Raw genomic sequence first — 12,048 nt, 5'->3', positions numbered from 1 at the left:
GACAGAGAGTAATGCGTTGAAACGCTGGCCCGTTTTCCCTCGCTCCTTACGACAGTTAGTCATGATGGCCTTCCTGCTGATCCTGCTGCCTTTGCTGGTGCTGGCTTGGCAGGCGTGGCAGAGCCTGAACGCGCTTAGCGCGCAGGCGGCGCTCACCAACAGAACCACCCTGATTGATGCCCGCCGCAGCGAGGCGATGACCAATGCTGCCCTGGAGATGGAGCGCAGCTACCGGCAGTATTGTGTGCTCGACGACAGAACGCTGGCGCGGGTATACCAGGATCAGCGTAAGCGCTACAGCGATATGCTCGACGCCCATGCCGGTGTACTGCCCGACGATAAGCTCTATCAGACGTTGCGCCAGGATCTTAACGCTCTGTCCCAGCTGCAGTGCATTAACAGCGGGCCTGATGCCCAGGCCGCTATGCGGCTGGAGGCCTTTGCGAATGCCAATACCGAGATGGTTCAGGCGACCCGGTCGGTGATCTTCTCCCGCGGGCAACAGCTCCAGCAGGAGATTGCCGAGCGCGGCCAGTTCTTTGGCTGGCAGGCGCTGGTCCTTTTTCTGCTCAGCCTGCTGTTAGTGCTGCTCTTCACCCGGATGATCATCGGCCCGGTTAAGGGCATTGAGCGGATGATCAACCGGCTGGGGGAGGGGCGCTCGCTGGGCAATACCGTGGCCTTTACCGGCCCGCGCGAGCTGCGTTCGGTCGGGCAACGTATCATCTGGCTGTCGGAGCGGCTGTCGTGGCTCGAATCCCAACGCCACCAGTTTTTACGCCATATTTCCCACGAACTGAAAACGCCCCTCGCCAGCATGCGTGAGGGTACCGAACTGTTGGCCGATGAGGTTGCCGGGCCGCTGACCCCGGAGCAAAGAGAGATTGTTGAGATCCTCGATGCCAGCAGCCGCAACCTGCAAAAGCTGATTGAACAGCTGCTCGACTACAACCGTAAACTGGCCGACGGCGTCCCGGAGCTTGAGCGCGTAGAGCTCGCGCCGCTGGTGGATATGGTGCTGTCTGCTCACAGCCTGCCTGCACGCGCTAAAATGATGCATACTGAACTGGCGCTGGCGACACCCGCCTGTTTAGCCGAGCCGATGCTGCTGATGAGCGTGCTGGATAATCTTTATTCCAATGCGGTGCACTATGGTATTGAATCCGGTACCATTTATGTTCGCAGTTTTACGCGCGGCTCGCGAGTCTGTATCGATGTCGCCAACACCGGAAGCCCGATCCCCGACGATGAAAAAGCGATGATCTTTGAACCCTTTTATCAGGGGAGTCATCAACGAAAAGGGGCGGTGAAGGGAAGCGGCCTGGGGCTGAGTATCGCCCGCGACTGTATTCGTCGTATGCAGGGAGAGCTTAACCTTGTCACTGACGACCATACCGATGTGTGCTTTCGCATCGAACTGCCGCTTGAGTCGGAAAAACCACTAAAATGAATCTAAATCTGGTGAGTATGTCACACGTCTTTTCCCGCGCCATTAACGCGGTATTTTCCGGTCACTCTCTCTTTCTGAGTCTTCCCTGCCTGCTGCTGGCCGGGTGCGTTACCAGTACGCCGACCAGTGCCATCAGCGACAAGCAGGGTGAAAAATTGCCTGAGCATCAGCTGGCGGACTTCCTGTCTACCGACTGCAATAATATCTGGCAGCTGCACGGTCAGGAGACCGACAGCAACCCGCTTTACTGGCTGCGCGGCATGGACTGTGCAGATCGTCTCTCACCCGCCGCCGCGCGTGCAGAGGCGAGGGGATGGGACGATGATACCTGGCAGGAGAGTTTTAAACGCGGGATCCTGCTGGCCAATGCCAAAATTAACCCGGTAGAGCGGCGCCAGTTGACTACCCGTCTGGATGCGCTGAGCCCGCAAATCCCGGCCCAGGTACGCCCGCTCTATCAGCTGTGGCGACACGGTCAGGTGCTGCAACTGCAGCTGGCGGAGGAGCGTTTCCGCTACGGTAAGCTGCAGCAGACGACCGACGGTGAACTGGATACCCTGCGCCAGCAGCAGCAATACCTGCGCGCGCAGTTGGACACCACAACCCGCAAGCTGGAAAACCTGACCGATATTGAACGGCAGCTCTCCACCCGTAAGCCGGTCAGTAACTATCTGCCGGACGCGCCGAAGAGTGCCGCGTCGCCCGCCGGCACCGAGGGTGATGCGACAGAGCCGAAAAGCGATGCCCCGAAACAGGAGGACGTAAAGCCATGACAAGCCGAAAACCTGCGCATCTTTTGCTGGTGGATGACGATCCCGGTTTGCTGAAGCTGCTGGGGATGCGTCTGGTGAGCGAGGGTTACAGCGTCGTGACCGCCGAAAGTGGTCAGGAGGGGCTGAAAGTGTTGGGCCGCGAGAAGATCGATCTGGTGATAAGCGATCTGCGGATGGACGAAATGGACGGCATGCAGCTCTTCACCGAGATCCAGAAGCTCCAGCCCGGCATGCCGGTGATTATTCTTACTGCCCACGGCTCCATCCCCGATGCGGTAGCCGCCACCCAGCAGGGGGTCTTTAGCTTCCTCACCAAGCCGGTGGACAAAGACGCGCTCTACAAAGCCATCGATGATGCGCTTGAGCACGCCGCCCCTTCGGGCGACGACACCTGGCGGGAGGCGATTGTCACCCGCAGCCCAATTATGCTGCGTCTGCTGGAGCAGGCGCGGATGGTAGCGCAGTCCGATGTCAGCGTGCTGATTAACGGCCAGAGCGGCACCGGGAAAGAGATCCTCGCCCAGGCCATTCACAACGCCAGCCCGCGGGGCAAAAACGCTTTTATCGCCATTAACTGCGGGGCGCTGCCCGAACAGCTGCTGGAGTCCGAGCTCTTTGGACATGCGCGCGGCGCCTTCACCGGCGCGGTCAGCAGCCGGGAAGGGCTCTTCCAGGCCGCGGAAGGCGGCACGCTGTTCCTCGATGAAATTGGCGATATGCCTGCGCCTTTGCAGGTCAAATTGCTGCGCGTATTGCAGGAGCGCAAAGTGAGACCGCTCGGCAGCAACCGCGATATCGACATTAACGTGCGCATCATCTCCGCCACCCACCGGGATCTGCCCAAGGCGATGGCGCGCAACGAGTTTCGTGAAGATCTCTTCTATCGCCTCAACGTCGTTAACCTGAAGATCCCGGCGCTGGCGGAGCGGGCAGAAGATATTCCGCTGCTCGCCACCCAGCTGCTGCGCCAGGCCGCCGAGCGGCACAAGCCGTTTGTCCGTGCATTTTCCACCGACGCCATGAAGCGGCTGATGACCGCCAGCTGGCCCGGTAACGTGCGTCAGCTGGTGAACGTGATTGAGCAGTGTGTGGCGCTCACCTCCTCGCCGGTGATCAGCGATGCGCTGGTGGAGCAGGCGCTGGAGGGCGAAAACACCGCCCTGCCGACCTTCGTTGAAGCCCGCAACCAGTTTGAACTTAACTATCTGCGTAAGTTATTGCAGATCACCAAAGGCAACGTCACCCATGCGGCGCGCATGGCGGGGCGTAACCGCACCGAGTTTTATAAGCTGCTCTCGCGCCATGAGCTGGAAGCAAACGATTTTAAAGAGTGATGCGCTAAATTCCGCCTGAATATGATACTGTGAGCAACCGATTACGAGGCAGCTGACAGGCATAAGTTTAAGGACCACCATGAAAAAGATTGATGCGATTATTAAACCTTTCAAACTGGATGATGTGCGCGAAGCGCTGGCAGAAGTCGGCATTACCGGCATGACGGTGACAGAGGTGAAAGGCTTTGGTCGTCAGAAGGGCCACACTGAACTTTACCGTGGCGCGGAATACATGGTCGATTTCCTGCCGAAAGTGAAGATTGAAATCGTGGTGTCGGATGACATCGTGGAAACCTGCGTGGATACCATTATCCGTACCGCCCAGACCGGCAAAATCGGTGACGGCAAGATCTTCGTCTTTGACGTGTCGCGCGTGATCCGTATTCGTACCGGCGAAGAAGACGACGCGGCGATTTAATTACCCGTTGTTTGACATCCCGTAGGCCCGTGCAAGCGGAGCGCCGCCGGGCAAAAAAAGCCCCTCTACTGAGGGGCTTTTTGCATTACAGCACCTTATGCGGGCCGAAGCATTCGTAGTGAATGTTCTCTTTATTCACCCCCAGCTCCAGGAGTTGCGCGGCGGCATACTGCATAAAGGCGACCGGGCCACAGACGTAGAACTGCATCTCCGGGGCGTGGAACTGCTCTTTATGCTCGCTTAACGCCATCAGGCCTTCGCTGTCGAAGCGGGCAGCGGCACGGTCGTCATCCGACGGCAGGCGATACCAGGTATGGGCAGTAAAGTGAGGCAGGCCGGCAGCCAGGCTTTTCACTTCATCAGAAAACGCATGTACTTCGCCATTCTCTGCGGCGTGGAACCAGTTTACCTGCGCCTGATGCTGCGATTTCGCCAGGGTGTCCAGCATAGCCAGCATCGGGGTCTGGCCGACACCGGCGGAGATCAGCGTCACCGGGGTATTGCTCTCAACAGCCATAAAGAAATCGCCCGCAGGCGCGGCCAGATGCACCACATCACCCACACGGGCTTCGTTATGCAGCCATGTCGAAACCTGACCGCCTTCCTCGCGTTTCACCGCAATGCGATAGCTTTTGCCGTTTGGCTTGCGGGTCAGGGAGTACTGGCGGATCTCCTGATGCGGGAAGCCTTCAGGCTTCAGCCACACGCCCAGGTACTGGCCCGGCTGGTAATCGGCAACCGGCTGGCCGTCGACGGGTTCAAATTCAAAGCTGGTGATAAGCTGGCTGCGCGGGGTTTTTTCCACGATACGGAAGGCGCGGGTACCTTCCCAGCCGCCGGTCTTACTGGCGTTTTCGCTGTAGATCTGCGCTTCACGGTTGATGAACACATTCGCCAGCACGCCGTAGGCTTTGCCCCAGGCGTCCAGCACTTCCTGGCCCGGGCTGAACATTTCGTCCAGGGTCGCCAGCAGGTGGGTGCCAACAATATTGTACTGCTCAGGTTTGATCTGGAAGCTGGTATGTTTCTGAGCGATTTTTTCCACTGCTGGCAGCAGGGCCGGCAGGTTCTCGATGTTGCTGGCGTAGGCGGCAATGGCGTTGAATAACGCTTCGCGCTGATCGCCGTTACGCTGGTTGCTCATGTTAAAAATCTCTTTGAGCTCCGGGTTGTGCGCGAACATACGATCGTAAAAATGGGCGGTAAGTTTAGGACCCGTTTCGACCAGCAGGGGAATCGTGGCTTTTACGGTAGCGATGGTTTGGGCATCTAACATAGCAGCTTCCTTCAAATGTTACTTTAATGGTGTATTTTGAATGCATCTTATAAAAAATAACCCTGCTTTGTAAATGGTTCTTTGCAACATGAATTAACTGCATCACAAACCTGAAAAGAATTCCCTTTTGCAGGGCGAGGACGCTATTCCTCAAACCCTTGCGTGGCGGGTAGGTAAACGTTTGCGTAAAATCCTTTGTCAAGACCTGTTATCACTCTGCTAATCAGTTATACTGTTGCCCGTCGTCCATCAGGACTGCCTTTTCAGGCCAAAATTTACTTGTTAGCTGAGTCAGGAGATGCGGATGTTAAAGCGTGAAATGAACATTGCCGATTATGATGCCGAACTGTGGCAGGCTATGGAGCAGGAAAAAGTACGTCAGGAAGAGCACATCGAACTGATCGCCTCCGAAAACTACACCAGCCCGCGCGTGATGCAGGCGCAGGGCTCTCAGCTGACCAACAAATACGCTGAAGGTTACCCGGGCAAGCGCTACTACGGCGGTTGCGAATATGTCGATGTGGTTGAACAGCTGGCAATCGATCGCGCAAAAGAGCTGTTTGGCGCTGATTACGCTAACGTGCAGCCGCACTCTGGCTCTCAGGCTAACTTCGCGGTCTATACCGCACTGCTGCAGCCGGGCGATACCGTTCTGGGTATGAACCTGGCGCAGGGCGGCCACCTGACTCACGGCTCCCCGGTTAACTTCTCCGGCAAACTGTACAACATCATCCCTTACGGTATCGATGAGTCCGGTAAAATTGACTACGCCGACATGGAGAAGCAGGCCAAAGAGCACAAACCGAAGATGATCATCGGTGGCTTCTCTGCCTACTCCGGTGTCGTTGACTGGGCAAAAATGCGTGAAATCGCAGACAGCATCGGCGCATACCTGTTTGTCGATATGGCACACGTTGCCGGTCTGATCGCCGCAGGCGTCTACCCGAACCCGGTTCCACACGCTCACGTTGTCACCACCACCACCCACAAAACCCTGGCGGGTCCACGTGGCGGCCTGATCCTGGCGAAAGGTGGCGACGAAGAGCTGTATAAAAAACTGAACTCTGCCGTCTTCCCAAGCGCGCAGGGCGGCCCGCTGATGCACGTTATCGCGGCAAAAGCCGTGGCGCTGAAAGAGGCGATGGAGCCAGAGTTCAAGGTTTACCAGCAGCAGGTTGCTAAGAACGCCAAAGCGATGGTGGAAGTCTTCCTGAACCGCGGTTACAAAGTGGTTTCCGGCGGGACTGAAAACCACCTGTTCCTGCTGGATCTGGTTGATAAAAACCTGACCGGTAAAGAAGCTGACGCTGCCCTGGGCCGCGCCAACATCACCGTGAACAAAAACAGCGTACCAAACGATCCGAAGAGCCCGTTTGTGACCTCCGGTATCCGTATCGGTTCTCCGGCTGTCACTCGCCGCGGCTTTAAAGAAGCGGAAGTGAAAGAGCTGGCGGGCTGGATGTGCGACGTGCTGGACAACATCAACGACGAAGCGGTTATCGAACGCGTGAAAGCGAAAGTGCTGGAAATCTGCGCTCGCTTCCCGGTTTACGCATAAGTCTACCTCGCAGAACAAAAAGGCCGCGCAAGCGGCCTTTTTTTATGGCTAACGCCGGTCGATGGAGATAGCGCCCGGCCCTGCCACCGCCAGCAGCAGGAATCCGCCAGCGATGCTGATGTTCTTGAAGAAGTTAATCATGTTCGGCATCACCGCATCGCCACTCATATCCCAGTAGTGGTGCCCAATCAACGCCGTTCCCAGCGTATAAAAGACAAACAGCACCGCCAGTGGACGGGTAAAAAAGCCGAGCACGATAAGAATGGCGGCGGGCACTTCCATGATCACCGCCACAATGGCCGCCAGCATTGGCATCGGGGCGCCCAGCTTCACCATATACTGCACCGTGCCGTCAAAACCGAACATTTTAGGCACGCCGAAAATAATGAACAGAAGGATAAGGGCGAGACGGGCAATCAACAGGATCAGCGCCCGGGACTGACCAAAATCGAAATACCGTAGTGTGTTCATGGCAGGCTCGTTTGGGGTGGGATTTATCTTAAAGCTAATACACAAATTGCCGCCCCGCCATTCCGCTTTTCGCCATAAATCAGCCATCAGGATGATTTAAATTCCCCCCATTTCAGCATGTTCTCCACTAGCCTTCCGCCAGCGCGTCCTCAACGAACAGAAAGCCAATGCCGATAATCTGCTGCTGCCGGGTTAAGCCGCCAAAGGCGATTTCCGTTTGCCGGTTACGCACCGCATCGCCGTGATCGAAGGGGGTGTATCCAATCTGGCGATTGATGGTCTGCAGCCAGCGTTCGCCAAAGGCGCAGCTGCGGCCATAGAACCAGATTTGGTTGATGTTGAGGATGTTGAGCAGGTTGTAGAGCGTCAGCCCGATGGCGTTGGCGGCCTCGTCAGCCCAGCGCTGAATTGGCGCGTTCCCCTGACGCCAGGCCTCAATCAGTTGCAGGCTGGTGAGGCTGTCCGGATCAAGCCCGAGGGTGCCGGGCTGGGATTTCAGCCATAAACGCGCCTGTTTTTTCAGGGCCGACAGGGAGGCGACCGTCTCCAGGCAGCCGTAACGTCCGCAGGCGCAGGCCACGCCGTCGCGATCGAAAATGGTGTGGCCGATCTGCCCGCTGCCGTTAAGCGTCCCGCGATAGACCTGGCCGTTAATCACGAACGAGGAGCCGATACCGTAATCGACATTAATCACGCAAAAATCGTCGCGGTTGGCCGGGTTTTGCCACTTCTCCGCCAGCGCCAGCATCACGCAGTCGTTATCCACCTTCACCGTAATGCCCAGTTTTTCTTCCAGCAGATACTTAATCTCAACCGGTTTTTTCCACGGCGCCTGGGGCATCATCTGCGACACCCCAGTGGCCCTATCGACCTGGCCGTGGATCCCCAGCGCCAGATTGATGTGCTGCCCCGGCCACTGTTTGCGCTGCTGCTGCCACAGGTTCTCAATGGCCTGTAACAACGCTTCGGGCGTCTGTGCGTTCACGTCAGTCCAGCGAAACTCGCCTAACGGCGACATGCGGGCGTCGATCAGCTGGCTCTCAATGCTGGTGGGGCTGACATTCATGCAGAGTATTAATGGCCCCTCATCGGGGATCTGATAATGGCCGCTGTTCATTCCCCGGGTGCTGAGGTTTTCACTGGAATGCCCCAGCTTTTTGTCCGCCACCAGCTCATCCAGGATCTTGCTTACTGCCGGAATAGAGAGCCCGGTGTGTTGGGCCAGTTGGGATTTGCTCAGGCGCTTGTAGCGCCAGACCAGGGACATGATCGTGCGACGGTTATGCTGTCTTACCCTGTGATTGTTCAGACCGGATAGCTGCATTCACTAAACTCCGTTAATTATATTGCGTGAGCATTACGCAATCAGCGCGCTGAATTCCTCTCTACACTGCCATCTTATCGCTTTTTACTGTTATTTGTTTACTGGAGAGTGAATATGTCTGGAGCAGTGAAGGTCTGGCGGGAGACCGTAGCATTACCGACGTGGACCACCGGCGCAGAAGATACCAACCCGATGTTCCTGGAAAAGCGCGTCTATCAGGGCTCCTCTGGCGCGGTCTATCCCTACGGCGTGACCGACACCCTGACCGGCGTTCGCGAAAACCGCGATTACCAGGCCGTCTGGATGGAAAACGACTTCATCCGCATTATGCTGCTGCCGGAGCTGGGGGGACGTATTCATCGCGCGTATGACAAAGTCCAGCAGCGTGATTTCGTCTACTACAACGAAGTGGTGAAACCGGCGCTGGTGGGGCTGCTGGGGCCGTGGATCTCTGGTGGCATCGAATTTAACTGGCCGCAGCACCATCGCCCAACCACCTTTATGCCTGTCGACGTCACCATTCAGGAGCAGGATAACGGGGCGCAAACCGTCTGGCTGGGCGAGGCCGAGCCGATGCGCGGCCTGCAGGTGATGACCGGGTTTACCCTTTACCCTCACCGGGCATTGATTGAGATCACCGGTAAAGTCTTCAACGGCAACGCCACGCCGCGCCACTTCCTGTGGTGGGCAAATCCGGCGGTGAAGGGCGGGGACGATCACCAGAGCGTCTTCCCGCCGGACGTCACGGCGGTATTTGACCATGGCAAGCGCGCCGTCTCTGCCTTCCCGATTGCCACCGGCACCTACTATAAAGTCGATTACTCGGCGGGCGTGGATATCTCCCGCTACAAAAACGTGCCGGTGCCAACCTCCTACATGGCGGAAAAATCGGACTACGATTTCGTCGGGGCATACCATCACGGCGAGCGCGGCGGCTTGCTGCACGTGGCCGACCACCATGTGTCGCCGGGGAAAAAGCAGTGGACCTGGGGTCATGACGATTTTGGCCGTGCCTGGGATCGCAATCTGACCGATGAAAACGGCCCCTATATCGAGCTGATGACCGGGGTGTTTACCGATAACCAGCCCGATTTCACCTGGCTTGCACCCTATGAAGAGAAAATCTTCGTGCAGAACTTCCTGCCCTATAGCGAACTGGGACAGGTGCAGAACGCCAACACGCAGCTGGCGCTTAAGCTGGAACGGTGTGAGCAGCAGCTTCACCTCGGCCTCTACGCCATCGCACCGCTGCATGATGTGCGGCTCGAGCTGACCGCCGACGAAAAACCGGTCTGGGAGACGCAGCTGACCCTGATGCCGGGCGAAAGCTGGCAGCAGGCGCTGCCGGATACCTGGCCGCAGCGCTTAACGCTGAGGGTGAAAGAGGCCTCGGGCCGCACGCTGCTCCACTATCTGGAGCATATCCCGCAAGAGACGCCGCTGCCGGATCCGGCCACCGCGCCCGCCATGCCGGAAGAGATCAGCAACAGCGACGAGCTCTATTTTATCGGGCAGCATCTGGAGCAGTACAACCATGCCAGCCGCTATGCGGAAGATTACTATCGCCGGGCGCTGACGCTGGATGCTAACGACTATCGTAATAACGTGGCGCTGGGCACGCTGGCGCTCAACCGTGCCGACTGGACGCTGGCGCAACGCTGCGCCGAAGCCGCGCTGGTTCGCGCCCATCGTCTGAATAAAAACCCCCGCGACGGCGAAGCCAGCCAGCTGCTGGCGACGGCGCTGGAGCGGCAGGGGCAGGACGACGCCGCATGGGATCACTACTACAAAGCCTCGTGGAGCGGAAACTGCCGTGATGCGGCTTTCTTATCCCTGGCGCGGCTGGCGATGAAACGCGGCAACTGTGCCGACGCGCTGGAAAAAGTTGATATCAGCCTTAGCGTCAACGCCAGCAACAACCTGGCGATGGGGCTGAAAGCCCTCGCGCTGGCAGAGGTTCAGGGCGAAGGCGCAGCGCTGGACTACATTCAGCGCTGTCTGCAAACCCATCCTCTGAGCTATGCCCTGCACTATGCCCGCTGGGCAATCAGCCGGGACGATGCTGCCCGTGACCAGCTGCTGCAGGTAACCGGTCGTCGCGGGGCCAATGCCTGCCTGCTGGCGGGCTGGTTGATCTCGATGGGCATGCACGACGCCGCCCGGGAGATGCTGGATCTGCTCGATAGCCAGGAGACGTTGCCTCAGCTGTGGCGGGCCGCCTTAAGCGACGATCCTGCTACCCGTGCCCGCTATATTGCCGCGGCGCGGCGCTGCGAGGCCAACCGGGTGCGTTTCCCGAATGCTCTTGATGAAGTGCAGATGCTGCAAACCCTGCACGACGACCCGTATGCCTGCTATCTGCTGGGGTGCTTTTGGTACAGCAAACGCCGCTATGACGATGCGGTGAAATGCTGGCAGACCACGCTGGCACAAGAGCCGGAGTTTGCCCCTGCCCACCGCCTGCTTGGGATTTACGCCTGGAATAAACAGCACAACCTGGCGCTGGCGGAGCAGTGTCTGCAGCGCGCCGTGGCCCTGGAGCCGGAAAATCCGCGTTTCCTGTTTGAGCTTGATTATCTCAATAAGCTCACCGGGCAGCCGGTGGCGAAACGCCTCGCCATGCTCACCGAGCGGGAGCGCGTGGCGCTGAAGCGCGATGACCTCACCGCAGAGCTCCTGAGTCTGTGGAACGGTTCCGGGCGCTACGATGCTGCGGCGCAGGTACTTCAGGAGCGGCAGTTCCATCCGTGGGAAGGGGGTGAAGGCAAAGTGACCGGGCAGTATCTGCTGAACCAGCAGCATCGTGCCCTGCAGCACATAAGCCGCGGGGAATTCCAGGAGGCGATGGCTCTGCTGCAGGCGGCATTGCACTATCCGCACAACCTGGGGGAGGGGCGTCTGCCGGGGCAAACCGATAACGATATCTGGTATCTGCTGGGGTACTGCCATGCGCAAAGCGGCGCACATGCCGACGCACAACGCTGTTTTGCCCGGGCGGCACAGGGCGGCTCCACTCTCGATGCCGGACGCTACTACAACGATCAGCCGGCGGACTATCTGTTCTGGCAGGGGATAGCGCTACGCCAGTTGGGCGATCCCGCCGCGGCGGAGCGCCACTTCCAGGGATTCCTGGCGTGGGTGCAGGCCCATCGCGACGACCTGCCCGAAGCGGATTTCTTTGCGGTTTCGCTCCCGGATCTGGTGGTACTGGATACGCCAGCGGGTCATCAGCACCAGCAGCATTGCCTGTTCATTGAGGCGCTGGGCTATGCAGGGCTGGGCGATCTCGCGGCCTGCAAACGCCTGTTGGGGAACTTACTGGCGCTGAACCCAGCCCATGACAAAGCGCATCTGATTCAGCATGCGCAGGCCACGGGTATTTTCCATTAACTGACCCGCAGGTGGGGAAACCCACCTGTTAACCCTCTGTACCCTGCGTTTCCC

General features: G+C 58.3%; 9 protein-coding genes. 6 read left to right on the top strand and 3 right to left on the bottom strand.

What is annotated here, in order from left to right; translation table 11 throughout:
* Positions 1–16 precede the first annotated feature (16 nt).
* The 4 genes from qseE to glnB all read left to right on the top strand — a co-directional run bounded on the left by qseE (position 17) and on the right by glnB (position 3,975).
* Positions 17–1,450, top strand: coding sequence for a two component system sensor histidine kinase QseE/GlrK (gene qseE, locus GNG26_RS16665; protein WP_197080106.1), 1,434 nt, complete (start codon positions 17–19; stop codon positions 1,448–1,450).
* Positions 1,447–2,223 (top strand): two-component system QseEF-associated lipoprotein QseG, encoded by a 777-nt coding sequence (gene qseG, locus GNG26_RS16660; RefSeq protein ID WP_103180740.1) that lies wholly within the window; start codon positions 1,447–1,449, stop codon positions 2,221–2,223. The genes qseE and qseG overlap by 4 nt, the downstream gene beginning before the upstream one ends.
* Positions 2,220–3,557, top strand: coding sequence for a two-component system response regulator GlrR (gene glrR, locus GNG26_RS16655; RefSeq protein ID WP_156239596.1), 1,338 nt, complete (start codon positions 2,220–2,222; stop codon positions 3,555–3,557). The genes qseG and glrR overlap by 4 nt, the downstream gene beginning before the upstream one ends.
* A 79-nt stretch (positions 3,558–3,636) precedes the next feature.
* Positions 3,637–3,975, top strand: a complete 339-nt coding sequence (gene glnB / locus GNG26_RS16650) for a nitrogen regulatory protein P-II (RefSeq protein WP_039029746.1) — start codon at positions 3,637–3,639, stop codon at positions 3,973–3,975.
* A gap of 85 nt (positions 3,976–4,060) precedes the next feature.
* On the opposite strand, the gene hmpA is transcribed toward glnB, so the two are convergent.
* Entirely contained in the window at positions 4,061–5,251 is a 1,191-nt protein-coding gene (hmpA, locus tag GNG26_RS16645; protein ID WP_156239594.1) for an NO-inducible flavohemoprotein, read from the bottom strand.
* A 304-nt stretch (positions 5,252–5,555) separates the two neighbouring features.
* Here hmpA and glyA point away from each other — a divergent pair, with 304 nt between their 5' ends.
* Positions 5,556–6,809 (top strand): serine hydroxymethyltransferase, encoded by a 1,254-nt coding sequence (glyA, locus tag GNG26_RS16640; RefSeq protein WP_103180737.1) that lies wholly within the window; start codon positions 5,556–5,558, stop codon positions 6,807–6,809.
* Positions 6,810–6,857: 48 nt separating this feature from the next.
* Here the strand turns inward: glyA and GNG26_RS16635 are convergent, their stop codons facing one another.
* Complete coding sequence (locus GNG26_RS16635) at positions 6,858–7,280, bottom strand: DoxX family protein (protein WP_103180736.1); 423 nt, start codon at positions 7,278–7,280, stop codon at positions 6,858–6,860.
* Positions 7,281–7,407: 127 nt separating this feature from the next.
* Positions 7,408–8,604 (bottom strand): ROK family protein, encoded by a 1,197-nt coding sequence (locus GNG26_RS16630; protein ID WP_156239592.1) that lies wholly within the window; start codon positions 8,602–8,604, stop codon positions 7,408–7,410.
* A 114-nt stretch (positions 8,605–8,718) separates the two neighbouring features.
* Here GNG26_RS16630 and GNG26_RS16625 point away from each other — a divergent pair, with 114 nt between their 5' ends.
* Entirely contained in the window at positions 8,719–11,994 is a 3,276-nt protein-coding gene (locus tag GNG26_RS16625) for a DUF5107 domain-containing protein (RefSeq protein ID WP_156239590.1), read from the top strand.
* Positions 11,995–12,048: the final 54 nt, after the last annotated feature.

It is taken from the genome of Leclercia sp. J807, assembly GCF_009734465.1.
Lineage (GTDB): Bacteria > Pseudomonadota > Gammaproteobacteria > Enterobacterales > Enterobacteriaceae > Enterobacter.
The sequence above is the reverse complement of the archived record's forward strand: the minus strand, read 5'-3'. Positions and strand labels throughout refer to the sequence as shown.

Bases quoted from the DNA above. Each gene is read 5' to 3' on its own strand.
- qseG (WP_103180740.1), top strand. From the start codon at position 1,447: ATGAATCTAAATCTGGTGAGTATGTCACACGTCTTTTCCCGCGCCATT.
- glrR (WP_156239596.1), top strand. From the start codon at position 2,220: ATGACAAGCCGAAAACCTGCGCATCTTTTGCTGGTGGATGACGATCCC.
- glnB (WP_039029746.1), top strand. From the start codon at position 3,637: ATGAAAAAGATTGATGCGATTATTAAACCTTTCAAACTGGATGATGTG.
- hmpA (WP_156239594.1), bottom strand. From the start codon at position 5,251: ATGTTAGATGCCCAAACCATCGCTACCGTAAAAGCCACGATTCCCCTG.
- glyA (WP_103180737.1), top strand. From the start codon at position 5,556: ATGTTAAAGCGTGAAATGAACATTGCCGATTATGATGCCGAACTGTGG.
- GNG26_RS16635 (WP_103180736.1), bottom strand. From the start codon at position 7,280: ATGAACACACTACGGTATTTCGATTTTGGTCAGTCCCGGGCGCTGATC.
- GNG26_RS16630 (WP_156239592.1), bottom strand. From the start codon at position 8,604: ATGCAGCTATCCGGTCTGAACAATCACAGGGTAAGACAGCATAACCGT.
- GNG26_RS16625 (WP_156239590.1), top strand. From the start codon at position 8,719: ATGTCTGGAGCAGTGAAGGTCTGGCGGGAGACCGTAGCATTACCGACG.